Source organism: Amycolatopsis aidingensis, assembly GCF_018885265.1.
GTDB lineage: Bacteria > Actinomycetota > Actinomycetes > Mycobacteriales > Pseudonocardiaceae > Amycolatopsis > Amycolatopsis aidingensis.
Map to the genome: position 1 here is coordinate 2109171 of NZ_CP076538.1, position 24752 is coordinate 2133922.

General features: G+C 68.3%; 20 protein-coding genes and 4 pseudogenes. 12 read left to right on the forward strand and 12 right to left on the reverse strand.

Annotation, left to right across the window (positions count from 1 at the left end; translation table 11 throughout):
• Position 1: 1 nt before the first annotated feature.
• Positions 2 to 1378, forward strand: a complete 1377-nt coding sequence (locus KOI47_RS10005) for a HelD family protein (protein WP_216215705.1) — start codon at positions 2 to 4, stop codon at positions 1376 to 1378.
• 47 nt (positions 1379 to 1425) lie between these two features.
• On the opposite strand, the gene KOI47_RS10010 is transcribed toward KOI47_RS10005, so the two are convergent.
• Positions 1426 to 2256, reverse strand: a complete 831-nt coding sequence (locus tag KOI47_RS10010) for a nitroreductase/quinone reductase family protein (RefSeq protein ID WP_216215706.1) — start codon at positions 2254 to 2256, stop codon at positions 1426 to 1428.
• Between the two features lie 632 nt (positions 2257 to 2888).
• Between KOI47_RS10010 and KOI47_RS10015 the strand changes: the two genes are divergently transcribed.
• Complete coding sequence (locus KOI47_RS10015; protein ID WP_216215707.1) at positions 2889 to 4391, forward strand: SulP family inorganic anion transporter; 1503 nt, start codon at positions 2889 to 2891, stop codon at positions 4389 to 4391.
• Here the strand turns inward: KOI47_RS10015 and KOI47_RS10020 are convergent.
• Both KOI47_RS10020 and KOI47_RS10025 read right to left on the reverse strand, forming a co-directional pair.
• On the reverse strand, positions 4388 to 5002 hold the full coding sequence (locus tag KOI47_RS10020; protein ID WP_216215708.1) for an antibiotic biosynthesis monooxygenase family protein: 615 nt from the start codon (positions 5000 to 5002) through the stop codon (positions 4388 to 4390). The genes KOI47_RS10015 and KOI47_RS10020 overlap by 4 nt on opposite strands.
• 37 nt (positions 5003 to 5039) lie before the next feature.
• The gene (locus tag KOI47_RS10025; protein WP_216215709.1) at positions 5040 to 6440 is read right to left on the reverse strand and encodes an MFS transporter; all 1401 of its coding nucleotides are present in this window, start codon (positions 6438 to 6440) and stop codon (positions 5040 to 5042) included.
• A 61-nt stretch (positions 6441 to 6501) separates the two neighbouring features.
• Here KOI47_RS10025 and KOI47_RS10030 point away from each other — a divergent pair, with 61 nt between their 5' ends.
• The gene (locus KOI47_RS10030; RefSeq protein ID WP_216215710.1) at positions 6502 to 7161 is read left to right on the forward strand and encodes a TetR/AcrR family transcriptional regulator; all 660 of its coding nucleotides are present in this window, start codon (positions 6502 to 6504) and stop codon (positions 7159 to 7161) included.
• Positions 7162 to 7225: 64 nt separating this feature from the next.
• Here the strand turns inward: KOI47_RS10030 and KOI47_RS10035 are convergent.
• Positions 7226 to 8560, reverse strand: a pseudogene (locus KOI47_RS10035) (ISL3 family transposase); the annotation flags it as partial.
• Between the two features lie 5 nt (positions 8561 to 8565).
• Between KOI47_RS10035 and KOI47_RS10040 the strand changes: the two are divergent.
• A pseudogene (locus tag KOI47_RS10040) lies at positions 8566 to 8778 on the forward strand (transposase); the annotation flags it as partial.
• A gap of 44 nt (positions 8779 to 8822) precedes the next feature.
• Here KOI47_RS10040 and merB read toward each other — a convergent pair.
• Positions 8823 to 9485: an organomercurial lyase gene (gene merB, locus KOI47_RS10045; protein ID WP_216215712.1), complete on the reverse strand. Its 663-nt coding sequence runs from the start codon at positions 9483 to 9485 to the stop codon at positions 8823 to 8825.
• An 801-nt stretch (positions 9486 to 10286) separates the two neighbouring features.
• Between merB and KOI47_RS36350 the strand changes: the two are divergent.
• A pseudogene (locus tag KOI47_RS36350) lies at positions 10287 to 11078 on the forward strand (IS481 family transposase); the annotation flags it as partial.
• A gap of 156 nt (positions 11079 to 11234) precedes the next feature.
• On the opposite strand, the gene KOI47_RS35470 reads toward KOI47_RS36350, so the two are convergent.
• Positions 11235 to 11408: a hypothetical protein gene (locus KOI47_RS35470; protein WP_232376658.1), complete on the reverse strand. Its 174-nt coding sequence runs from the start codon at positions 11406 to 11408 to the stop codon at positions 11235 to 11237.
• 13 nt (positions 11409 to 11421) lie between these two features.
• On the opposite strand from KOI47_RS35470, the gene KOI47_RS35475 reads away from it, so the two are divergent.
• The 6 genes and pseudogenes from KOI47_RS35475 to KOI47_RS10070 all read left to right on the forward strand — a co-directional run bounded on the left by KOI47_RS35475 (position 11422) and on the right by KOI47_RS10070 (position 15867).
• The gene (locus tag KOI47_RS35475) at positions 11422 to 12126 is read left to right on the forward strand and encodes a hypothetical protein (protein ID WP_232376659.1); all 705 of its coding nucleotides are present in this window, start codon (positions 11422 to 11424) and stop codon (positions 12124 to 12126) included.
• Between the two features lie 131 nt (positions 12127 to 12257).
• Positions 12258 to 12998: an HNH endonuclease gene (locus KOI47_RS10055; protein WP_216215714.1), complete on the forward strand. Its 741-nt coding sequence runs from the start codon at positions 12258 to 12260 to the stop codon at positions 12996 to 12998.
• Positions 12995 to 13657, forward strand: coding sequence for a hypothetical protein (locus tag KOI47_RS10060; protein WP_216215715.1), 663 nt, complete (start codon positions 12995 to 12997; stop codon positions 13655 to 13657). Before KOI47_RS10055 ends, KOI47_RS10060 begins: the two co-directional genes overlap by 4 nt.
• Positions 13648 to 13959, forward strand: a complete 312-nt coding sequence (locus KOI47_RS10065; RefSeq protein ID WP_216215716.1) for a hypothetical protein — start codon at positions 13648 to 13650, stop codon at positions 13957 to 13959. The genes KOI47_RS10060 and KOI47_RS10065 overlap by 10 nt, the downstream gene beginning before the upstream one ends.
• A 244-nt stretch (positions 13960 to 14203) precedes the next feature.
• Positions 14204 to 14494: pseudogene (locus KOI47_RS35480) on the forward strand (hypothetical protein); the annotation flags it as partial.
• Between the two features lie 14 nt (positions 14495 to 14508).
• Positions 14509 to 15867 (forward strand): sigma-70 family RNA polymerase sigma factor, encoded by a 1359-nt coding sequence (locus KOI47_RS10070; protein WP_232376660.1) that lies wholly within the window; start codon positions 14509 to 14511, stop codon positions 15865 to 15867.
• Between the two features lie 58 nt (positions 15868 to 15925).
• Here the strand turns inward: KOI47_RS10070 and KOI47_RS10075 are convergent, their stop codons facing one another.
• Together KOI47_RS10075 and KOI47_RS10080 are read right to left on the reverse strand one after the other, a co-directional pair.
• On the reverse strand, positions 15926 to 16858 hold the full coding sequence (locus KOI47_RS10075; RefSeq protein ID WP_216215717.1) for a prenyltransferase/squalene oxidase repeat-containing protein: 933 nt from the start codon (positions 16856 to 16858) through the stop codon (positions 15926 to 15928).
• Positions 16855 to 17367, reverse strand: coding sequence for a class I SAM-dependent methyltransferase (locus KOI47_RS10080; protein WP_216215718.1), 513 nt, complete (start codon positions 17365 to 17367; stop codon positions 16855 to 16857). The genes KOI47_RS10075 and KOI47_RS10080 overlap by 4 nt, the downstream gene beginning before the upstream one ends.
• 566 nt (positions 17368 to 17933) lie before the next feature.
• Between KOI47_RS10080 and KOI47_RS10085 the strand changes: the two genes are divergently transcribed.
• Positions 17934 to 18734 (forward strand): N-6 DNA methylase, encoded by an 801-nt coding sequence (locus tag KOI47_RS10085; protein WP_216215719.1) that lies wholly within the window; start codon positions 17934 to 17936, stop codon positions 18732 to 18734.
• Positions 18735 to 19267: 533 nt separating this feature from the next.
• Here the strand turns inward: KOI47_RS10085 and KOI47_RS10090 are convergent.
• The 4 genes from KOI47_RS10090 to KOI47_RS10105 all read right to left on the reverse strand — a co-directional run bounded on the left by KOI47_RS10090 (position 19268) and on the right by KOI47_RS10105 (position 24697).
• Positions 19268 to 20212 carry a M23 family metallopeptidase gene (locus tag KOI47_RS10090; protein ID WP_216215720.1) on the reverse strand — a complete coding sequence of 315 codons (945 nt, stop codon included), beginning with the start codon at positions 20210 to 20212 and terminating at the stop codon, positions 19268 to 19270.
• 7 nt (positions 20213 to 20219) lie between these two features.
• Entirely contained in the window at positions 20220 to 21251 is a 1032-nt protein-coding gene (locus KOI47_RS10095) for a replication-relaxation family protein (RefSeq protein ID WP_216215721.1), read from the reverse strand.
• A gap of 67 nt (positions 21252 to 21318) precedes the next feature.
• Positions 21319 to 23817, reverse strand: a complete 2499-nt coding sequence (locus KOI47_RS10100; protein WP_216215722.1) for a type IV secretory system conjugative DNA transfer family protein — start codon at positions 23815 to 23817, stop codon at positions 21319 to 21321.
• 46 nt (positions 23818 to 23863) lie between these two features.
• The gene (locus KOI47_RS10105; protein WP_216215723.1) at positions 23864 to 24697 is read right to left on the reverse strand and encodes a GP88 family protein; all 834 of its coding nucleotides are present in this window, start codon (positions 24695 to 24697) and stop codon (positions 23864 to 23866) included.
• Positions 24698 to 24752 lie beyond the last annotated feature (55 nt).

Below are 24752 nucleotides of genomic sequence, written 5' to 3' on the forward strand. Positions count from 1 at the left end.
GGTGTTCGGGGACTACATCGCCGATGTGCTTCCCGAGCTGGGTGAGGAGCAGGTCGCGGAGATTGACTTCGACACGATCGCAGGCAGGTTCCTGGCGAAGGTCACCGGCTACGAGACGTTCAGCGAGCAGGTGGTCACGCTGCTCGACCAGGTCGATGACGCGGCGGCCGCACGCATGCGCTACAAGGCCACGCCCGAGTTCGTCACCCGCCTCGAGGACTGGATCGCCTCCCGCCCGCACGAGGAGTTCACACCAGGAGACATCGAGCGCAAGCACAAGCGGCTCTCCGCGGACTGGGTGGCGGACCTGTTCCACGAGTCGCCGACCCTTCCGGTCTTCACCCGGCTCGAGCGCGTCGCCAATGCCGCCGTGCACAAGCTCAAACACGAGGTGCTGGACAAGGGTGGCAAGTGGGCAGCTGCCGACACCGCCAGCATCCGCAAGCAGGTCCGCGCCATGTTCCCCCACAAGGACGCGTTCGCCATCTACCGGGCGTTCTACACCGCCGATCCGGCCCGGCGCGGCCTGTTCCAGCCACTCGGGCGGAAGAAGATCGAGTACGCCGACGTGTTTCCGCTGATCTACACCATGATCAGGACATCCCGACAGGAGAGCTACAGCCATATCCGGCACCTGCTGGTCGACGAGATGCAGGACTACACGCCCATCCAGTACGCGGTGCTGCGCGAGCTCTTCTCCTGCCAGATGACGATCCTCGGCGACGCCAACCAGTCGGTGAACCCGTTCAGCTCCTCCTCCCTGGCCACCATCCGCAGCATCTTCCCGGAGGCCGACTGCCTGGAGCTGTGCAAGAGCTACCGCTCCACCAGCGAGATCACCGAGTTCGCCCAGAACATCTCGCGCAACGACAAGCTCGTCCCGATCGAGCGCCACGGGCCGCCACCTCAGGTCATCGCCTGCACCGACCGGCGGGACGAGCAGGCACAGATCCGGACCCTCATCAAGCGGCACCAGAACAGCGACCACCGCTCGCTCGGCATCATCTGCAAAACCCTCGACCAGGCGACAACACTGGCCAAGGTCCTGTCCGAGGCCGGTGTCGAACTGACCTTCCTCGACTACGACAGCACCACGTTCGCCGGCGGCATCATCATCACCTCGGCACACATCGCCAAGGGACTGGAGTTCGACACCGTGATCGTCCCGCACGTGGACGAGGACAACTACGCCACCGACATGGACAAGTCCATGCTCTACATCGCCTGCACCAGAGCCATGCACCAGCTCCACCTGACCCACGACGGACCGCTCACCCGCCTCCTGGCGTTCGCGCAGGCCACGCAGAGCCTGGTCGGCGTCGACGACGCCGACCAGGCGGAGACCCGCGACCACGCGACGGACGCCCGAGTGGGCTGACGGGCTGTGGCTGTGCTGACACCAAGGAACAGCGGAGGCTCGCAGGTCTAGGGCAGTGTCATGTTGTTGAGGACCGGGATGAGTTGCTGTTCTTCGTAGTCGAGGTGGGCTTCGACCTCGGTGGTGAGCCGTTCGACCTCGGCGAGCACGGTGACGGGGTCGGTGGCGGAGACGGCGTCCTGCAGCTGCTCGAGCAGGGCCGCGATCTGGCGATGTTCCTGGCGGAGGCGGGCCAAGGTGGGGGCAAGCTCGGGGTGCTGCTCGTCGAGCGCCGGGTACATCTGGTCGTCTTCGCTGGTGTGATGGTGTTGCAGGCCCTGACACAGGGTGAGGCAGTTGATCCGGAGCTGCGCGCCCAGTCTCGGCCCAGAGGCGGCGACCTCCTTGCGGATGAGGGCGAGCTCGTGCCGGAAAGCGCCGTGGATCTGCTGGAGGAAGTCGCCTTCCCGGTCGGCGTTGGCGGCGCCACCGAACGGGCGCAGCGCGACAACAGGGATCACGCGATCGGCGGCGGCCTGGCGGTCGGCCCAGACGGGGTCGGCTTCCGCGGCGCGGGTGACCAGGCAGTCCTGCTCTTCGTCGGGCACGGTCTCGGCTTCGGCGTCAAAGGTGAACACCCCGGTCTCGACGGTGACCTGGGGGTGCGTGCTGAGGTCCTGGTACCAGGCGGGCCGGTTGCCGGTGTCGTCGGCGGCAAGGATCAGCATGCGCCTGCCGCCGTCGGGTTGTTGGTCGTGCAGGAACTCGACGGGAGTGGTGCGGGGTGTGCCGGACGCGGCGGTGGTGGTCAGTAGGACGATGCGGCGTTCGCCGAGCGGGCCGCCGAGTCGTCCGTGGTTGGCGCGGAACTCGTCGATGGTCTGGTTGTCGTTGGGCATACGCTGCTGTGTGCTCCTGGGTCGGGGTGTGGTCGCGGCTGTGCGCGAGAAGAATGATGATCGGCAAAGAAGGACGCGGCCTCATCGGCTCAGCGGCGTGCCGCCGCATGCGAGAAGTGGCGCGAGAGAGACCGTGCGGGTGGTCGCGGCCGGAGCGGGGGCGGGCCGCGGGCCCGCCCTGTGTTCACGCTCTGGCCGGGTACCTTCCTCGCTGTTGGCTCTGGGCCGACCCGGCAGTCACGCGGGCACGATAACACGAACTATGTCCCACCGGGAGCTACCGGAGCCGAGTTCGAGGCGAAGCCGTGATCCCGCCCTCATTTGATCACGGGGGCTGCGCCGATGGGTTGTCTCTCGTCTAACGTGAGGGAAGAGTTTGCCGACGACCGCGACGAGTACGTCGCGGCTCCGCCGGGGTCACCGACGCCCCCGACTCCGAATGACGAGCCGAGGAGCGCCGCGTGTCTGCCGAGCAGGTGTTGTGACCCACCCGAGCTAGTCGTCGTGCCGCGACAAGATTCCCACCCGGGCGGCGACGAGCCCTTCTTCCCGTAGTCCACGTACCGGCGGTAGCCGGTGCGAGTGTCCTTTCGCGCCGTGGAACGGTGCCCCGAACACGTCTGGTTGTCCTCGTGCCTTCTTTCCCGTCCCTGTCGCCTGCTCGCCTGCGCACCCCGCGCCCGGCCTGGCTGTCGCCCAGGGTCGCCCGTACCGAGATCCTCGCCGGTCTGGTGGTCGCGCTGGCGCTGATCCCGGAAGCGATCTCGTTCTCCATCATCGCCGGAGTGGACCCGAGTGTCGGCCTGTTCGCCTCGTTCACCATGGCGGTGGTGATCTCGGTGGTCGGCGGCCGGGCCGCGATGATCTCCGCGTCCACCGGGGCCATCGCGCTCGTGGTCGCCCCGCTCGCCCGCGAGTACGGCCTCGGTCACCTGATCGCGGCGGTCGTCCTCGGTGGGTTGTTCCAGATCCTGCTCGGCTCGCTCGGGGTGGCGCGGCTGATGCGCTTCATCCCGCGCAGCGTGATGGTCGGCTTCGTCAACGCGCTGGCCATCCTCATCTTCATGGCGCAGGTGCCCGAGCTGGTCGACGTGCCATGGGCGGTCTACCCGCTGTTCGCGGGTGGTCTCGTGTTGATGATGCTGTTTCCCAGGATCACCAAGGCGGTACCGGCACCCCTGGTGTCCATTGTGGCCCTGACGGGGTTGACCGTCGCCGCCGGGATCGCGGTGCCGACAGTGGGGGACAAGGGCGCGCTGCCGTCGTCGCTGCCCACGCCGGGTGTTCCGGACGTATCGTTCACTGTGGACACACTGGCGCTCATCGCACCGTACGCGCTGGCGTTCGCGCTGGTGGGCCTGATGGAGTCGCTGATGACGGCCAAGCTGGTGGACGACATCACCGACACCCACTCGAACAAGACCCGCGAGGCGATCGGGCAGGGCGTCGCCAACGTGGTCACCGGGTTCTTCGGTGGCATGGGCGGCTGCGCGATGATCGGCCAGACCATGATCAACGTCAAGACGGCGGGCGCGCGGACCCGGCTGTCCACCTTCCTGGCCGGGGTGTTCCTCCTGGTGCTGTGCCTCGCACTCGGTCCGGTGGTCTCGGATATCCCGATGGCCGCGCTGGTGGCGGTGATGGTGCTGGTCGCGTTCGCCACCTTCGACTGGCACAGCGTCGCGCCCGGCACGCTGAAGCGGATGCCGGCCGGTGAGATCACCGTGATGGTCGTGACAGTGGCCGTGGTCGTGGTGACCCACAACCTCGCGGTCGGCGTGGTCGCCGGGTCGATCACCGCGATGGTGCTGTTCGCCCGCAGGGTGGCGCACCTGGTCGAGGTCACCGCGGCCATCGACCCCGAAGGCAGGCAGGTCGTGTACGCGGTGACCGGCGAGTTGTTCTTCGCCTCCAGCAACGACCTCGTATACCAGTTCGACTACACCGGCGACCCGGACAGTGTGGTCATCGACCTCACCGACGCCCACATCTGGGACGCGTCCACCGTCGCCGCGCTGGACGCGATCACCACGAAATACCAGTCCCGCGGCAAGACCGTGGAGATCGTGGGTCTCAACAAGCGCAGCGCCACCATGCACCGCAGGCTCTCCGGCGAACTCGCCGGCAGCCACTAGAACTCGGAAGCGTCCAGGGCGTGCGCGAGGTGGTAGCGCTTGCCGCGCAGGGAACGCACGCCGGGGAAGCTGGTGAACAGCTCGTGCAACTCATCGTGCGCACCGCTGGCGGCGGCCTCGTGGTGGGCTTGCTCCGAGGTCCACTCGGTGTAGTTGAGCAGGCGGGTGCCGTCGGTGCTGAGGTGGAAGTGCGCGGAGATCGCCCCGGGATGGCCCTCGCCCTCGGGCAGCGCGGCCAGCAACGCGTCGACGAACCGGCGTTGCTGCTCGGGCCCTTCGGTGGCGAACAGTGCGGTCACCAGGCAGCCCGGTATCCGGGTGTCGTCCGGCGTGGTGATGCTGTGGTGCAGCCGGTAGACCAGCGGCTGTTCCCGGGCGCCGGGCAGGGCGGTGGATGGCTGTTCGACGGCACTTTGTGCGTAGGTCAGGACCCCGGTGCCGTCGGTACTGATAAAGCACGCGGCGGACAGGACGCCACCGGGCCAGTCGCCCGCCCAGGCGGCGCGGAAGGCGGCGGCCTCGGCCCGCTGCCTTGACGTGTCCACATCGTACTGAGCGATCAGGACGGTCGCGACGTCGGCTCGATCGACAACGGGAAACCGTGCTGCCACAGAGTCTCTCCTCACATCCGGTCGGTGTCAGCTCATCTCAACCCGATGGGTCGGAACCGTCAACGGAATAATTCGGTGCGGCGAGCAGCGCGACCAGCCCCGCGCCGGCGAGCACGCCCAGGGCGATGATGCCTGCCTGGAACCCGGTCTGCCCGCCTCCGGTGATGGTCCAGGCCAGTGCGGTCACCGCGGGGCCGATGGTGCTGCCCAGGGTGCGTGCGACGTTGGTGACACCGCTGGCGGTCCCGGTCCGCTCGCCGGGGGTGGCGGCGAGGATCAGGGTCATGGTGGGGGAGTTCGCGAGCGCGCCGCCGACGCCGATCACCGCCATCCGCCAGGACAGCCCGACCACCCCGGTGTCGGCCGCCATCCCGAGCAGGAGGAGCACCCCGACCAGGGTCACGACGGCGCCCACGGCAGCCACCGGCCGCGGCCCGTAGTGGTCCGCGAGCACCCCGGCCACCGGCGCGACCACCGACGCGGTGGCGACGAACACCAGCATCGCCACCCCCAGCAGCTCCGGGCCCTGCCCCAGCACGTCGGAGATGAAGAACGGCAGCGAGAAACCGAGCAGCCCGGTCATCGAGGCCATCGCCAGCAAGGTCAGCACCGGCAGGCCGAATCCCCGCCGCCGCAGCAGCCCGGTCACCGGCCGCGAGCCCGGCAGCCGGGACCACCACGCGGCCGCGGCGACGGCGACCGTCAGCAGCGCCACCCCGACCGGCCACCGCCCAGCCAGTTCCTCCACGCCCAGCAGGCCGGCGGCGATGGCCACGCCCACCAGCAGCACGTCCCACAGCATCGAGCGATCCGGACGGGCTGGCCCACGGCCACCGGCGCGGGAGCTCGCCGGGATCGTGCGGTATCCCAGCCAGAGCACGACCAGCAGCAGGGGCACCTTCACCAGGAACACCGCACGCCACCCGAACGCACCCGCCACCAGCCCGCCCAGCGGGGCCACGGCCATACTGCCCACCAGCATCACGGTGGCGATCACACTCAACGCCCGCCCCCGCTCGCCCTCCCGGACCGTGACCGTCACCAACGGCAGATAGGCCGCCAAGTACAGGGCCGAGGCACACCCCTGCAGCACCCGACCCACCAGCACGAGCCACAACCACGGCGCCGCCGCGGCGAGCACACTAGTCACCCCGACCGCCACCAGGGATACGCCGAACACCCACCGCGGCTCGGCCGAGTCCACCCACCGGCCCACCGGGATCGCCAGCGCCGCCAGCGGCAGCGAGTACGCCAGCAACACCCACGTCGCCGTGCCCGCACCCACCCCGAACTCGGCGCCGACCAGGGGCAAGGCAAACCCGGCCATACTCAGCTCGCTGCTTACGACCAGCGTGGCGATCGCCAGCGTGGCCACCGCCGCCCACCGGGTCGGCTGCCCCGTCGCCAGTGGGATCCCTGCCCCTGGTTCCGCCACCATGCCGACAAAGTACAATCAAAATGGTAGTTTTGTAAAATCGCGATTGTAGTTAGGTGTGGAGATGGATCGGCAGAGCGGCGGACGGCCCCGCGGGCGGGTGGACAAGCGCGACGCCATCACCCGCGCCGCGCGCACCGTGTTCAGCCGGGAGGGCTACGCCCGGGCCGGTGTCGAGGCGATCGCGGCCGAGGCCGGGGTGTCCACCCGCACCGTCTACAACCACTTCGAGGGCAAGCAGCAGCTGTTCACAGCGCTCATCGAACACAGCGCAGGCCAGGTGGCGACGGCCCTCACCACGATCATCGACCGGCACCTCGGCACCGAGTCCGGCACCGACCTGGACGCCGCCCTCATCGCGCTCGCCCAGGACTGGATCTCCCCGGACGGCGAGTTCGCCGACCACTTCGCAATGGTCCGCCACCTCACCGCGGAAGCCACGACCCTGCCCCCCGAGATCCTCGCCGCCTGGCACCAGGCCGGCCCGCAGCGCGCCCAGCAGGCACTGGCCCGGAACTTCCAGCACCTGGCCGACCGGGGACAGTTCGACATCACCGACGCCGACCTGGCCGCAAGCCACTACATCTGGACCGTCCTCGGCGAGATCACCAGCCACCCGCAGACCGGCGCCCCACCACTGACCGAGGACCGCAAAACCCAACTCATCACCGCAGGCGTCCACGCCTTCCTGAACGGCTACCGGCCACGGCCCACCCGGCCATAAGCGTCACCCGGGGTCTGTCCGGGTAACGGCTCTGGCTCACTTCCGGTGGTGACGTTGGGTGGTCCTAGCCAAGGAGGATGCGGTGACGTAGCAGCGTGAAGGCTGCGCGTCCGTACATCTGTCGCTTGATCATCTTCGTTTTGGTGTTCACCCCTTCCGTGCGTCCATTGTGGAACGGATAGGTGAGGGCGGCATCGACGGCGTGGCGGTCGAGTTCGAGCCCGCGAGTGAATGCGTGCAGGTGGGGCAGGTCCTCGGCTCGGGCCTGGTGGATCCAGCTGGTGAGGCGCTCATCGTTGCCGGCTGTCGGGGTGAGCAGGGCGGCGAAGTCGCCGACGAGACCGGCTAGCGCCGTCATCTCGGGGCAGGCGGTGACCGCGGCGTCGAGCCGTTCCCGTTGGTGGTCCTTGAGCCGGTCTGGGCGGGTGAGCAGGTAACGAGCCAGGCGCCGTGGAGATATCGCCGGCCGGTCGGACTCGACGCGGCCTTGGGTGATGTAGCGGTAGAGCAGGTTGAGACTGCCGCTGTAGCCGAGCTGCTTGATCTCGGCGAACAGGTGCTGCACCGGCACGGCAGGATCGGCTTCACGGCGGCGTCGCAGGTGCTCCCGGTAGGGGTCGACCAACGTGGGGCGGTACTTCGGCGCCCGGACCAGCCGCTCGGGTTCGCTGATCCGGGCGTAGCGTTTGACCGTGTTCAGCGCCAGATTCAGCCTGCGGGCGCATTCGAGCAGGCCCACGCCAGCATCGAGCAGCTCATGAACCTGTTGCCAGCGCTCGCGCGTGGTCTGGGCTTGGATTCCCTCTCGCGGCGGTGGTCCGGTCTTGCCCCAGCAGCTGCTGTGCGCGGCGACTTCTCTGATGACGGCTTCGGCGAGGTTGTGCCAGATATGCCACCGGTCGCCGACCTGGATCGCGTCGGGAAGCCCGCGGCGGATGGCCTCGGCGTAGGCACCTGAACCGTCCCGGCAGACCACCTCGACGCCGGGGTGCTCGCGCAGCCAGTCCTTGAGCGTCTCGGCCGTCCGGTCGGCCAGCACATCCACGCGCTCCCCGGTTTCCGCGTTGATGATCACCGTGGCATAGCGCTGCCTCTTACGCAGTGCAAAATCATCCACGCCGATCACCCGCGGCGTCGCCGAAGCCGGTAACGGCAGTCTCAGCAGCGCCCGCAGCGCGGTCTGCCGCGACAGCGCGACTCCGAGCCCGGCGAGCACGCGGGTGCCGGCACGCCCTGCCAGCTCACGCACGACGCCGCCCACCCGCGTTGCCAGCCGCACGGTGCGCCGCTGGTAGCGCTCGATCAGGCCGGCACGCTGTTCACGGAAGGTCTGCCTTGGACACTCGAGACTGGGACAGCGCATCCGCCGCGCCCGGAGTCGTATCAGCACACGTCGCCCGTAGCTGGATCCACCAGGCCCGAGCCGAGGACCTGCCCCACCTGCACGCATTCACTCGCGGGCTCGAACTCGACCGCCACGCCGTCGATGCCGCCCTCACCTATCCGTTCCACAATGGACGCACGGAAGGGGTGAACACCAAAACGAAGATGATCAAGCGACAGATGTACGGACGCGCAGCCTTCACGCTGCTACGTCACCGCATCCTCCTTGGCTAGGACCACCCAACGTCACCACCGGAAGTGAGCCAGAGCCGTTTCCGTTACAGACCCCCCGTCACCCATACGCGGGCGCTCGGTGGTTTTCGGTTGCGTACGGCCTCAGCAGCAGGTGTTGGGGGACGGGTCGGGCGTCCCGGTGAGGCTGTGGCCGGGCTGGTAGGCCTCGGCCACGGGGAGTACGGCGGCGTCGGGGTTCTGGTCGAGCGACGGGCGGGCGGCCGTGGAGCTGGCGAAGAAATGCACGTGCTGCAGAACGCGGAACGCGCGGAGGTGAGGTCCTCGGGGGTGACGAGCGAGATCACTGCGGTCGGCGGTTCGAGGCCGGTCACCCCGGTGTCGTCGATGGTGAGGTGGATGGGTGTTCCGAGGGCGTGGCACGCGGAGGTGATCCGGGCCGGGCGGCCGAGCAGCCGGGGATAGACGAGGGTGTCCATGGCACACCAGGTGTAGAGCCGTCGTCCTTCGATCTCGAACCGGTGCCGGGTGGGGCGCAGGATGGGGCCCGCGCCGACGATCCGCCCCTGCTCGTCGTACTCGACGTCCGGCCAGCCGGCCAGCGCCCGCTGCACGGTGGCGACCGGTTGCCCCTGGGCGGCGGCAAGGGCCAGCAGGGTGACCGGCTCGCCCTCGGCCAGCCGCCACAACAACGCCAGCCCTCGGCATTCGTGGTCACTGCTGGTTTCGGGACGGAAGACGATGTCCACAGTGGATAGAAGTCGTTTGTGAAAAGGAGGCGAAGGGCTCGACAGTCCATCGTGACAACGGGGGGTGGGAGTGGGAGCCCGTCGGGCTGCTGAGCTCGACGAGGACCTCGTAGAGCGGGCGCGTCAGGCGGACGCTGAACATTGGCGCCGCTACCAGCGCCCCATCTCCGCGGAGACTCTGCGGAAGTGTCAGCGGCCAGCAGGAATTCCCCGTGGACGGCCACTTATCGCGGCCAGTTGTGCTCCCCGCTCACGGCCATTTGCACGAGCTGTGACGACGGTCGGTGTCGCCCGCTCGCAGTGACGTGGCACGCACCGTACCTCTTGCCACCCAGCCGCACCGCGCGGCACCGCCACGACCTGCTGGGCGACCGGCCGGGGCGCTGCCTGGAGGCCGCCGTCACCGACAGGGCTGCCCCTTCGGGCCTTTGCACCCATCGACACGCACAGCGACCCAGACGTGGCCAGGTATCTCCCCGCTAACTGGCCGCCAGTGGGGAATCTGAACTGGCCACTGACACGGAAGCACCTTCGCGTTGGCGCGACGACCTCGCGGACTCTCGTGGCGGTGGTTCGTCCCGAGAACGCGCCTGTCTGTCGGAGGATAGCGGTGGCCTAAGCTTCTCGCCGCGGGCGAGCGGTTTGTCGGTGTGTGGTCTCAGGAGTTCCTTGACCGATCGTCGTCGGGAGATGCTTGACGATCGCCGGGGTTGATGATCTCCTTCCTCGGTTCGTGATCATCGGTGGAGGGTGAGGCGCCGGGTGGAGCCCGAGGCGTTGGTGGAGTACCGCTATCGGGCGGTGTGCGAGGTGCTTGGTGGTTCACCGATCGGGGAGGTCGCCGCTCGTTACGGCACCTCACGGCAGTCCTTGCACTCGTGGCGGCAGCGGTTCCTGCAGGAGGGCATGAGCGGGTTGGCGGACCGGTCGCGTCGGCCGCGTACCAGCCCGAGTCGGGTGGACGCCGAGGTTGAGGCGCTGACGTGCGAGCTACGGCGGCGGCATCCTCGCTGGGGTGCTCGGCGGATCAGTCATGAACTCGGCCGGCGCGGCGTTGATGCGGCTCCGTCGCGGGCGACGGTGCACCGCATTCTGGTCCGCAATGGGCTCATCGATCCCCAAGCTCAGCAGCACAAGCGGACGTTCAAGAGGTGGCAGCGGGCCGAGCCGATGCACCTGTGGCAGATGGACATCGTCGGCGGTGTTCCGCTGGCGGACGGCCGGTCGTGCAAGCTGGTCACCGGTATCGATGACCACTCCCGGTTCGTCGTCGTCGCGACGGTGGTCGCGATCCCGTCCGGGCGGGCGATCTGCGCGGCGTTCACCGCGGCGATGCGTCGTTACGGTGTGCCCTCGGAAGTGCTCACGGATAACGGAGCGCAGTTCACCGGTCGGCACGTCAAGCCGCAGCCGGTGGAGGTGCTCTTCGAGCGGATCTGCCGGGAGAATGGGATCAAGCAGCGGCTGGCCAAGCCTGGCTCGCCGACCACGACGGGCAAGATCGAGCGGCTGCACAAGACGTTACGGGAAGAGTTCCTCGACCACGTCGTCCCGTTCGAGTCGGCGGCCGCGGCCCAGGCCGCGATCGACGGCTGGGTCGAGAGCTACAACCGCCGGCGGCCGCATCAGGCGCTGGACATGGCCACTCCGGCCGGCTTGTTCCGGCCCAACGGCCCGACCCGCCTGGATGTCGACCACGACACCACCAGCGGCGATGATCCCGTCGGCGAGGTGCCATCCGGCGAGCGATCAGCGTCGCCACCGGCGGCGTCCGCGCTGCTGGTGGACGTGATCGAGCCACCGGCGCCGGTCGATCTGGACGCCGTCGAGGGTGCTGCGGTGGAGTTCGAGGCGCGGGTGCCGCCCAGCGGGCAGCTCCACCGTCTTCTCCGGCCGGCAGGCGATCTCGCTGCACGAGTCCATGGACGGTCGGCTGGTGACGATCTGGGCCGATCTGCGCAGCGCGCACGTCACCGCGGACGGGCACGTGGTGCGCACCGTGCCCTCCCGGCTCCAGCCCGAGGACCTGCGGCATCTGGCCATGCGAGGCGCCCGGCCCGCCGGGCCACCACCGGCCCGGCCCGCGTTGCGACGCCGCAACGGCACGCCCGTGCTCCCCGACGGCGGGGCGGTGGAGATCGACCGGACCGTGACCAAGGACGGCAACGTCAACATCGCCGGCCAGGCTCACCTGGTTGGATTCGCCTGGGCCGGCCGCAAGATCACGCTGCGGCTGGACGGGCACCTCATGCACGCCATCGCCGACAACGCCCTGATCGGCAGCTGGCCCAGCCCCGTCCCCGCCGAGGGCCTGACCAGCATCCACGGGGCGCGGACACCGTCCACACCACTGCCGCCCCCGCCGCTGCCGGCCGGATCGCTGCGCGCGCAGCGGAAAGTGCACGCCAGCGGCCGGATCATGGTCGCCGGGCAAGGCATCAAGCTCGGCCCTCGTCATCGCGGCAAGCTGGTCACTGTCGTCATCGAGGACACCCACCTGCGCATCCTGCACAACGACGAAGAGATCGCCGTCCGACCCCGACGCAACCTCAAACCGATCACCCGACTCCACGTCACCGGAGCCGGAGTCCCCAGATCACGTCAAGCATCTCCCGACGACAAACCGTCAACCAAGTCCTGAGACCACACACCGACACGGTTGACATCGGTCGTCGCTCACTCGGTCGGCGGAGCCTCGCGGCCGGATCGCGCCATCGCATCGTGGAGCGCGGCATTCACTCTGCATGGCACTGCGGGTGCTAGCTTCGATGCATGGCCATTGAACCGGCAGGCGCATACCTTCGCCAGATGGCCGCTGGATCGACTAAGCGGCTGAAGCTTTCTCAGCCGGCGAAGGACTGGCTGTGGTCGGAGTCAGGCGGGCACTGCCAAAATCCGCATTGTCGGGTTGATCTGCACGTTTTCGTCGAGCGCGACGGCATGCGCATCGGTGAGTTCGCCCACATCATCCCAGCCAGTGCCGTCGGTCCGCGAGCTGACGAGGCCTCGGACCTCACCGCGCTGGATCGTGCGCAGCCGGAGAACATCCTCCTACTGTGCCCAACCTGTCACACCATCAGCGACAAGGCCCCGCTGGCCTACCCGTCCGAGAAGCTGCGCGGCTGGAAGGAACAGAGTCAGCGAGCACGCGCCCAAGCGTTCGGCACCCCAGCGTTCGAGACGCGAGCGCAAGCCCGCGAACACGTTGCGGCGTTGCTGGACGCCAACAGGGCCGTGTTCGATCTCTACGGCCCTCGCGCAGGTGTCTTCGACGACGACCGCGCCGACCAGTGGCGACGCCATGTCGTCAGCACGATCATCCCGAACAACCAGGCGCTGCAACGGGTGCTGCACGCCAACCGCGGGCTGCTCACGTCCGATGAGAAGGCCACATTCCACGTGTGGGCCGTCCACGCCCAAGAGCTTGAAGAACGTCACCAGGCTGGCGACTGGACTGCCGGGTCAACCCGGTTCCCGTCTGCGATGGCCTCGATCCTGGAGGACGAGCAGTGACCGTGCGCGACTGGGTGATCAGCGAATTCCGCAAAGACGGCCGTGTGATCGAGCCCGTCGGCGAACACGGGGTTGTCGCTTCCCGAACGGGGCGGCCGGACGCTGTGGCGTACTGCTGCGAGACCACCACAATCACCACCGTCACAGCTCAGGTGGTATCTCAGGCGTTATATGAGGTTCCCGACACGAAGATGATCATCGTGTTCCTCAGTCGTCAGCTCGTCGACCCCGACGCCTACGACCACGCCCGTGAACGGGGAGTATGCCTGGACACCTTCGGCGGATTCATCACTGCGGTCGACGACTACGACGACATCTCCCGTTATCGACATCGCGAAGAGAAATACCTGCGCAGGCGCCTGGCTGCCACGCGAGCGGTGACCACTGTGCTCCGCAAGGGACACCGGGCGTGGCGGCTCGAACGCGTTGACGGGCTGCGTCCGCTCACGATCATAACTGACGACAAGTATGAAACGACTGATCACGAAGTCACCACAGCGCTGAACCGATATCCCAAGCTCACGCCGGATGCGTTCGTGAACACGAACCCCAGCACCAGGGGCTTCAGTGGCCGCGTCGTTGCGACGACACGAAACGCGGGCATCAGACTCCTCACGCTCCCTGACTTCCTCGACGCGATCCGCCACCCATGGACCTGAGACAGCGCTGGCAAATCCTGGACGACCTGTGTGTTTGTGCCGAGCGGTTTCTCGACCTGCAGGTCTGGGGCTTCGGCTCGATGCTGCAGACCGGCCATCCGCGGGATCTGGACGTATTGATCATCTACACCAATCCCGACCACGTCACGGACCTCTACGCCGCTCGTCTGTGGGAGACGACCCTGCCGATGCTCGACGTCATCGCCATGACCGCCGACGAGGACCGCGACTACCGATTCATCGAGTCCACCGGGGCGCAACGGCTGCACCCATCGGCAGCAGACTCCGCGGACTCGCGGTGAGGCTTGGACAGGTCGGCGAGGGACGACGTAAATTCAACGTGGCGGTCAAATTGTCCTTCCGCCAGCGGACCCAGCTCGGTGTTCCGCCCGTTTCGCATGGGAACCGCAATATGTGACCAGAGCGGTGGAGACCTGGTCCGGCTTCGCGCACCGCCACTTCGGCCGACCCATTGCGCCGACAACGTCGGCACGGCGCATCAGCATCTCCACCGCGCCATGACCGACCACGATGCCCCGCCCGAGACGGCTCGGCGTGCCGGTCTGGGTCGTGCGTCTCGTCGCCCCGGCGGCCGATCTCTCGATCCTCGGACGGCTTCTTGGTCCGCAGGACTTGGTGCTCGCTGACACGTCGGCATGCGTGCTTCGTCCAGCTCGTCGACTGCTGATCTTCGCCAGCGCTGTGACCCTCGGCGCTCAACGTGGCGGACCTGCTCGTTGCGGGCGAGCTCGGCAAGGCGGCTTTCGACGCTGTAGGTCCCTGCTCTTGGTGGGCTGGGCCGAAGTCGGTCCCGGCTTCTTACAGGCGATCAGTGATGATCGGATAGTGGGGTGTACCGGTGGAGGCCGATAGCGGGTCGCGCGGCCCGGGTCCGTCGCGGCGGTCGGAACGAATCTGGCGGCGACTGTCGTGATGTAGGTATGACTCAGATTAACGAGCAGACCCTTCAGCACGCGGAGCAGCGAACGGCGGAGGATGAGGTGAGCGAGGATCGCGAGCCGACTGCGGCCGAGGTGCTGGCGTGGCGCCGCGATGACGTGTTCCTCCCCGAGGCCGAGACGACTCCGGAGGAGTTTCCGTCTTTGCAGAACATCTCCGCCGGCTTCATCTTCGGCGGTGTGGTTCGCCCGCTCGAACCGGCTCCGCCGGAGTACGCGACGCTCCCGATGTCCCGCACCTCGGATCGGGAGTTCGTCGCGCTCGCGCAGTGGAACATGCTGTGGGAGGCGGCCCAGTTCCGGCGCCGCTTCTTCGACCTGGACGACCTGCCGGAGCCGATGGCGAAGATCGCCGACCTCGGCGACGTCAACGTCACGTTCGTGCCCCGGACACGGACGCGGTACTTCGAGTACGCACCGCTGTTCCACCTGCTGTCCAGGCGTGTCCTGGACATGTTCGGACTGCCGTTGCTGCGGGGTGGCCAGTGGCCGTTCATGGCCGACTGGGCGGGGATCGATGACTTCCTGCCGGACGACTTCGAAGCTCGGCTGGCCCGCGCGTGGGCGTGGGCGGTGTGGCCGCGCCTGGTGTCGGGGTCGAAGATGAAGGCGTTCTCGGCTGACGACCCGATCCGGCTGCTGGCCCACAACCTGGACTTCTGGGTGCCCGCGGTCACCGCCACTATCCAAGACCGGCTGCGGGACTTCCCCGAAGTCGACAAGGGCAAGACTCCCGGTCCGGTCACTCTTGAGGACGGCAGCGTGCTCGCCGGGGCCGTAGCAGGCAACCCGCGAATGGGCGGGCCCGTATGGTTTGGCGAGGACGACGCTCACGACGCTGTGGTTGAGACCGTGGAGGCAGCCGACCGGACCGGTCGGCTGCGCGGCATCCTGGACGCGGTCCGCTCCCATCGGGTGGAGGACGATTTCTCCAGCCACTGGTCGTACGCTCGCGAAGACTTTGAACGCAAGCTGCACGGTAAACGACGTAAGATCGCCGTGAAGTTCGTCGAGTTGACCGACACCATTCCGGTCCAAGGGCCGGAGAGTGAGGTGCTCGGCAATGTGGTCACCAACGACTTCCTCGCACTGCTGGACGCCCGGAATCGGCAGATCGTCGTGCTGCTCAACAGCGGCGTGACAAGCAAAACCGAGATCGCTGACGTACTCGGGTATGCCAACCACAGCGCCGTCTCGAAGCGCCTGGCACAGATCCGCAGGGCCGCGGAAGCGTACTTCGACGATATGTGAGGCCAGGCGGGTCAGGCTGTCTCGGGGCCGAAGGTTTCGAGGGTGGGGAGGTGCCCGGTCAGGGCGGCGTTGGCGAGGAGGACGGCTGCGGCGGTCCAGGTGGTGCGTTCGGGTGGCCAGTGGGTGCTGGTGGTGTAGTTGTGGCCGGTCCAGTAGGAGCCGTCGTGGTGGCGTAGTCGTTGGAGGGTGTGCAGGAGTTGGTGGGCGCGGTCGTGTTGGTCGAGGGTGGCGAGGGTGAGGGCGAGTTCGGCGGTTTCGGCCGCGGTGGTCCAGGGTTCGTGGTGCACGCAGCGGACGCCGTGGGTTGGGTGGACGAAGCGGTTCCACTGGTGTTCGAGGTGGTGGTGTGCGGCGGGGGTTCGAGTGCGCCGCCGAGTACGGGGTAATACCAGTCCATGGCGTGGGGCTTGGGTGCGAACCGGCCGGTGCCGGAGCGGATGGCGGTTCTGAGTCGTCCTGCTGCTTCGGTCCAGTGGGGGCGGTCGTGGCCGAGGTGGGTGGCGAGGGCGTGGGCGCAGCGTAGGGCGTGGTGGATGCTGCTGTTGCCGGTGAGCAGGGCCAGGTTGGTGGTGGTGCCGTCGGGGTGGCGTCGCCAGGCGATGGAGCCGTCGGTGCGCCGGAGGCTGAGGGTGAAGGTGATGGCGTGGTCGATGGTGGGCCAGAGGTCGGTGAGGAAGGTGGTGTCGCGGGTGGTGCGGTAGTGGTGGTGGGCGCCGACGGCGAGGTAGGCGGTGAAGTTGCTGTCGCGGGCGAGGTCGACGGGTCGGCCGTGGTGGTAGCGGGCGTACCAGGAGCCGTCCGGGTTCTGGCGGTGGGCGAGCCAGCGGTAGGCGCGCGCGGCGGCGTCGTGTCGTCCGGCGGTGTCGAGGCCCATGGCGGCCTCGATGTGGTTCCAGGGGTCGAGTTCGCTGCGGTGGTCGGCGGGGATGGCTCCGTCCGGCCGCTGGGTGGCGGCGATGGTGTCGGCGGTGGCGTCGAGTTCTGGGGTCATGCCAGGGACCCGGGTTTGCGGGCGTAGAGCACGAGGCTCTTGCCGAGCGCGCTGTTGAGTAGGCGTTGGATGCGCGGGGTGGGCCAGGGGCCGTTGAGGATCTCGCGGCAGAGGAAGTCGTGGTAGCGCCGGACGAGTGGGGTGTCGCGGTGGACTCCGACGAGGCATTTGAGCCACCAGTACGGCACGTGTAGTGCATGGGCGTGGTGGGTGTATGTGTGGTCCAGGCCGGTGGAGTGGATGTGGCGGAGCAGTTGGCGGCGTCGGTAGATGCGGATGTGGCCGCCGTCGACCTGGTGGTACTCGCGGGAGAGTGCCCAGCAGACGCATTCGGGGAACCATCGGGGCACGCTGATCGCGAGCACGCCACCGGGGGCCAGCACACGCGCGGCCTCGGTGAGCAGGGCGTCATCGTCAGGGACGTGTTCGAGGACTTCGGACAGGACGAAGCCGACCTGGCAAGCTGGCCGGACGCCGTGACCGCCGCGGCCAACGCGGTCCTCGATCACCTCGATCGGCTGGTTCCAGATCGCGGGACGAGCAGGCCGGTATCGAGGGGTTGTGCAGATTCCCGTCAGCGTCCGATGCCGAACAACTCGATTGCGTCTCCCGGCCGGCGACGATTCGTCAGAAACGCCCCGACATGCGGTCCGGGGAATCCGTACTCGTCAACGATCATTCTCGCCGTCGCGGTGATGGAATTGCCTGAAGTAACTGGCCACTAACAAGAAGGACCCGACGAGCGGGATCACCTCCGAAGAGGCGTGGCACACCCACTCGCCGGGCATCCAACACCGCTCACCAACAGAAGGGTGCGCGGACCCCCAGTCTAACGCACGCCAGCCCCGCGGCACGAACACCACCACCACCTGCGCAACCCCCGCAAGCAGCCCATGCGACGCCGGATGCGAATGCCGAAGCGTGAGCTTGCTCGACCGACTGTGCGTCCGCGTGATGCTGCGCCGTGACAACTCCCGGGAGTGAACAAACGATGCCTTCCTCGCCACACAAAAAAGTGTCGCCGCGAAACGCTTCGAGTCCACGAAGGTGCGGATTTTCGCCTGTCAACCCGGAAATGCATGCCAGGAAAATCGCCGAGTCGGCAATAGTCGCATGGCACGGCACCTACGGCAGTGGACGTATCGACGTACCGATCTCTGCCATTGCCACACTCGCCGCTCTGCCGGAAAAGGACTCACGCGGAGACGACGTCGCTGACACAGCGAGCACGTGGACTGCGGCCGAGTTCATCGCCTACGCTCGCCACACCTGGCGATCCGTGATCCGAGCACGCCCCGAGACCACACACCTGCTGCACCCGATGACCTCGTGGATCTTCGACGACACCCAAACGACCATGCATCCACACGCACACCTGGTAGTGCAAGCAGCGTTGCGAGCACAGCAACCGAGCCTGACCGGCACCGACCGACGCTTCGACACCGACCTGCTCGGCAACGTGCTCACCCGGCTCCGACCGAAATCAGCACTGCAAGCTCGCGGCCAGTTCTACACACCCGCGGACATTTCCAAGCTGATCGCCCACATGTCGAATGTAGACGAACATTCGCGTGTGATCGAGCCGATGATGGGCACCGGTGGCATGCTCCGCGCGGCGGCAGAAGTGATGCGGGAACACGGGCGCGATCCCCGAATCGTCCAGTGGGTCGGTGGCGACATCGACGAGATCGCCGTGGCCTGCGCGACGGTGAACAGCATGATCTGGGTCCTGGGACGGAACATCGTCTTCCATGCGGGCAACACCTTGGCGCCGGACTGGCAGAAGCACGCCCTCGACCGGCGCGAGGAACTACTGCACCTCGCGAAGGACATCGCACGGGACAAGGCGATGCTCGCGCTGCTCAGATCGCTCTGATCGCGACCGTCCGTGTACGTCCCGGACCAACATGTTCCACTACGACCACGCGACTTGCCGTTTTCGCAGGACTTGATCAATGCGGACATGACGGGTTTCCGCGGGCCAACACGTGGTTCAGGACGTCGGCCAGGAACTGGGCCGGGTTCCGATGCCGGGGGCCGTGTTGCGACGATGGCGGCTGGACGTCGCTGCGGCGGTGCATCACCGGCCGCCCGCGGCGCCCGCCAGCAGCGTCCATCGGGACGCGACCAGGTCGAGCGTGGAGACCCCATCGACCCAGGCGCGAGGAACCCGTGAACCCTGGTGACCCGTCCAGCGCCACCGCCAGGTCCACCGTGGACGGGAGTGCCGACGACGGCGGGCCGAGTCGTACCGCCGGCCGAGGTGCACGACCCGGCGCCGCCCACATCCCCGCCGCTGCCCTGGCGGCGTCGGCTTCGGGTCGGCGCCCGCCGTGCAGCTGCGGGTCGGTGAGCCTGCGCATCGCATCCCTGCGCCTCCCGTCAATTGGTAGCAGGCGAGACCGCGCGCTATCCGCAGAGTTGTCCTCCTCGCTGGCGGTAGAACTCCACCGGGTCGACGGCCTGTCCGTTGGCCTCGATCTGCAGGTGGAGGTGCGCACCGGTGGAAGCTCCCCGGTTTCCGACTGCGGCGATCGGCTGCCCGGCCTGTACGTATTGTCCTTCGCGGACGAGGTTATGGTCGTTGTGCCCGTAGATCGTCACAATCCCGCCCGCGTGCTGGATGCGCACCCACAGTCCGTAGCCGGACGCTGGGCCTGAGCTGATCACCGTTCCGGCGTTGGCCGCGAGGATCGGCGTACCGATGGGCGCGCCGATGTCGAGCCCTTTGTGGAACTCACTACCGCGGTACCCGAAGCCGGAGGTACAAGTGCCGCGGGTCGGAGGCGTCCAGCCGCCGGTCATCGCAGTGGCTGTGCAGGTGGCGCCGCGTACCGCGCCGACGATCTGGCGCGCGGCCTGCTCGTGATTGGCATACCGGCCGGGGAAGGCGGAACGTTGCACTGCCTGCGCCGCGGGGGCGAGGCCCATGTGTTGCCAGCTCGGCAGCGCGAGCAGGCGCCGGTAGAACTGGGCGGCGGCGTAGGTGGGGTCGAGGATCTGCTCGCGTGAGCCCCAGCCCATCGAGGGCCGCTGCTGGAACAGCCCCAACGAGTCCCGATCTCCGTAAGAGAGGTTGCGCAGACCCGACTCGGTAATGGCTGTGGCAATGGCGATCACCCACCCGTATTCGGGCACCTGCATCTGTTTGCCGACGGCGACGATGGTGGCTGCGTGGTTCATCTGTTCTGGGCCGTACCCGGCTGCGGATGTCGCGGTGGCCCCAGCGGGTGCGCAGTTCGCGCCGCTGCGGGAACTGCTTGACACGGACTGGATGACAGCGAGGGCGCCGCCGCCGATGAGGAGGATGAGCACGGCGACGAACGCGGCCCCGGTCGCGGCGAACCGACCCATTGCGGCATCACCTCTGCGGACGTGCGGGATCGGGCGGCGGCATCGGCGAGGGTGGCGCGATCTCGGGGCGTGCGGTTGCGGGTGTGACGAGCTCCGGGCGCTGCTCACCGCGGGGTGCCGGGGCACGCATGTCTGGCCAGAGGACGGGCAGGTCGGCCAGCGCCACCCGACCGGCGGCGGACTCGTCGACCCGGCGCCACCGGGGCGCGGCCATGTCGAGTGGGTCGGCGGCTGCGTCGCCGCTGCTGGTCGCCACCGGTACGCGGGCGGGCCGGTCGAGAGCGCGGAGCGCTTCGGCCAGGGCCTTGCGGGCGTTGGCCTCGCGGGTGGCGCTGGGCAGCCATACCAGCACCGGCGTGGTGATGCCCGTGACCTCGGCCAGGCGCTGGTAGCGGGCCAGCTTGCCCGCTAGCCGGGATAGTTGTTCGGTGCCGAAGTCGAACTCGACGAACCACTCGACGTCCCGGTCGTTGTCACGCCAGCGGCCGTAGCCATCCGGGGTGACGATGTCGCCCCAGTGCCGGCCGCAGCGGGAGGCGGACCACCACGCTGTGAGCACGCCGGTGGCGCCGGGTTGACGTGCGCGGCGGATCAGGGTGGTGAACAGCCCGTTGCAGCCCACGGTGTGCGCCAGTTGCAGGGAGAACGCGCGCCCGATCTCGCGCTCGCGGCTGTAGCCCAGTTCTTTGGGCTCGAGTCCGTCCTCGCGGGCGAGGGCGACCGCTCCGGCGGTGTCGAGGACGTAGTACATCGGGTGCGAGCCGCGTTCGCGGTGCGGCTGGAAGCGGTGCACGACGCCCCATTGGTAGAGGTTGCGCAGGCGCAGGTTCGCGGCGCGGCGGCCGGGGAAGGCGATGTCGATGATCTGGGTGCTGGTGAGCACGTGGTGCTCGAACAGCATCCGGCACAGCCACCGGTCGCGGTCGGTGAGATGCCGGGCCAGCCACGCGTGATGCTCGGCGGAGTTGAGCACGCGTGGCGCGGGACGTTGCGGCCGGTGCGTGCGCAGTTGTCGCTGCGGGGTGGGATTGCTAACCATTGTGACGTGCACCTCCAACGACGCAGCGCGAGAAGGCGCTCTGCGGGTGAGGGGACAGTGGGTGGTGTCAGACCGCGCGGCGGGGATCGACCGCCCGCGGCCGGACGTTCTCGGCGGGTTCCTGTGTGCTCCGGGGCTCGGTGTTCACGCGCGCGAGCCGACGGATTTCCTTGGCGCGTCCTGGGATCGTGGGTGGGAGTTTCTCGGTGACGCCGGTGAACGGGGGTGCTTCCTCGCTGTCGAGCACGAGCCGTGCGGCGACGTGGAAGCGGCCGAGGTTGGCGAGGTCGTGCTCGGTGAGTCGGGGTGCGGTGTGCCGGGCGAGGTCACGGGCGTCTTCGGGCGACGCGGAGAAGATGATCTTTGAGCGGGCGTTGGTGGAGATGCCTTCTTCCAGCTCGCGGGGCAGTTGCCGGAGGTATTGGTGCGCGAGCGTCATGGACATTCGGTAGGCGCGGGCCTCGGCGAGCATGTCCTCCATGGGATAAGCGAGATGGAGGAAGTTGTGGCACTCGTCGATGTAGAGCGAGGCGTCGTGCCGGTCGCGTTGCGGTATCCGGGCTCGCCGTGTGGCGGCTTGCCAGGTCCGGGCGACGACGATCGAGCCGATCAGCCGGGCGGTGTCCATCCCGAGGGCGTCCTTGCCGAGGCGTACCAGGCAGATGCCGCCGTCGAGCACGGCGTCCATGTCCACCGTGGAGGTGCCTCCGGCGAGTGAGGCGCGCACGAAGGGGCGCAGCAGCAGGCCGCGGAGCTTGTTCATCAGCGGCGCGACGACTTGGGCCCTGCTGGCGTCGGACAGGTCGTCGTACCAGCTCCAGAACCCGGTGAGGACGTCGTCGGAGATCTGTTCGAGTGCGCGGTGCCGGAACGCGGGCACGGTGAGCAGTGTCGGGAGGTCGGTCAAGGTGGGGGTGCCGGGGAGTTCGCGCAGGGTCAGCAGCCCGGAGCGCAGGATGTCCTCGGTGCGCGGGCCCCAGCTGGAGGCGTAGATGTGGGAGAAGATCGAGACCAGGTTGTCCACGGTGCGGGCCGTGTCCGGGCCTTCGAGCGGGTTGAGCACCGGGGGGCGGGAGCGGCTGTCGGCGTCGAAGAGGACGACCTTCTCGCCGAGCCGCGAGGGCAGCCGCATCAGGGTGTCGGCGACCAGGTCGCCCTTGGGATCGATGACGACCAGGCCGCGGCCGGCCTCGGCGTCCTCGAGGATCATCCGGGCCATCAATTCGGACTTGCCGGATCCGGTCGCGCCGAGGATGTGCACGTGGTGGCGGGCGTCGGCCACGCGCAGCCCCACCGGCCGGGAATGGCCGGAGTCGCTGACCCCGATCGGCTTCACCCCGGCGCCGTCGGTGGCGATCCCCGGTGGCGGCGGGACCGCTTTCGCCCCGGCGCGCTGCAAACCCGGCACGGCCTCGTCCGTGGGCACGTGCGCCAGCGCTGCTAACTCGGCGATCGAGAGCAGATCACCGCTGGTCAGGCGCCGCCCGGCTACGGCTTGGATCGGGTTGGTGAGCCGGACGCGGCGGTAGTAGTTGTGCTCGCTGTAGGCCGCGAACGCGCTGGCGATGGCGTGGCCGCGTCCGCGCAGGTGCTCGCGCACCGGGACCCGCTCAGCACTGGTTGTGTGCTGGTCGACGAGGGTGGCCACGGCGTAGCGGATGCGGGTTTCGTACTGGGAGCCGCGCTGTTTGGCCACGATGACCCGGTCCTGCGCGGAGGTCTCCAGCGAGGTCTGGTGATCGGTGACCGGTTTGCTGGCCCCTGCGCGGGGTGTGTGGGACCTGGTGTGCGGGGTGAGCAGGTCCAGCAGCCGCCCGGCCACCTTGACCGGCCTGCCGGCGCGGACCCGGCGGGCCGCTCGGCGCGCTTTCCGCACGCGGGCGCCGGTGACCGGGCGCGCGAGGATCTGCACCACGGCACGCTCATGGATGGCGAGCCCGACTGGGGCGCCCAGCAAGGCCCGGACCGGATCAGCTGGGAAGTCCGACCGGATCGGCAGGGCTTCGCTGCGGGCCAGGCGCAGTTCACCGCCCACGGCCTCGACCGCTTTCCCCGGCGGGTGGGTCACGGGGATCGGTGGCTTGGCCGGCGTGGTGCGGGTGTGCGCGCCGGGCCAGGCGGCCTCGATCGCGCGTTCGGCCATACCGGGCGGCACGACGCCTGGCAGCCACAACCGCAGCGCGACGCCAGCGTGGGAGAACACGTACTCCCACACGATGTGCGGCTGGCCGTGGATCCGGCGCTTCCAGCCGGGCCGCAACAACCCGACCAGATTGGAGTACAACGCTGCTGCACCGTCCGGATCGACCGTGGGCGGGGCCAGCACGGTGACCCCCCGGGCGTCGGTGGCCATCTGGTCTTGGCAGCGGCGGCCCCACCACCGGCGCCCGGCCACGACACCGGTCACCACCAGCGCGAGCACCGGCCCGGCGACAGGCCCCCACGACACGGCGACGTCCCGCAGCGCGGTGACTACTGCGCGGACCGCGGCACCAGGATCGCGGAGGTAGTCCTGCAACGGTGAGGCGACCACCCCCGCCTGAGCACTAGGCTGGACAGGAAACATCAGACATCCCCTCTCGTGCACGGAGAAAGCTCGGACGGACACGGGTTCAGGCCGCCTGCCGCTCGGCGCCGTCCGCGTTCGGACGGCCCTCCGCCGTCGCGGGAGCGGTCGGGTCGCCGGGCGCGAGTCGCAGATGACCACGCCGCCTACCGCGACGTTCGGCGTCGATCTCCGCCTGCCACTCGGAGAGTCGCCGCCCGCCCATGCGCTTGAGGAACTGTGGGATCCGGTTCGCGGGCACCCCGACCAGGCGTGGACCGAGCACCGCCAGCAGGTCCGAGGCTTCCTGCGAGGACCACCCGGCCCCGGCGATGGCGTCGGTGTCGGGAAACACATCGGCGACCCGGTCACGGTCGGGGTCGATGACGGAGTCTTCGCGACCGCCGTAGCTGTAGACCCACAGGAAGTTCTCCGGCGGGTCCGGTTCTATCAACCGTTTGAAGCGGCGAACTTCCTTGGTGTAGCAGTAGAAAGTCACCTGTGGGCACGCTCGCATCACGCGACACCACGCCAATGTGTAGGCATCAGAGAAAAAGTCTCCCGCATCGTGAATCCGGATGAACCTGCCCGTGAAGCGAGGTGCTGACAGCTCGCGGATCATGGCGGCTTCCCAGCCAGGTAAATCGTCCAGCACGTACGCGAGATTGGCGGTATGTTTGGCTTTGACTGCGGGGAAGAGGTAGGTCCCGTTGCGGGCATAGCAGATTCGCGTGCATGCGCTCGCTGCGGGGCAGGTCACCTGCGTTCGCCCGTCGGGCAGCCGGGCAGCGAGCGCGGGCAGTGTCCAGTTCCAGACACCGATCGCGCGCATTTCCCGGTTCTGCGTCAACAACCGGGCTGGCCGGACCGGAACTCTGGTCGCGGTGGCGGAGGAAGGCATATGACACCTCACACACGAAAGTCAGGCGAGCAAAGGAAACGAGGAGGACGGTTCT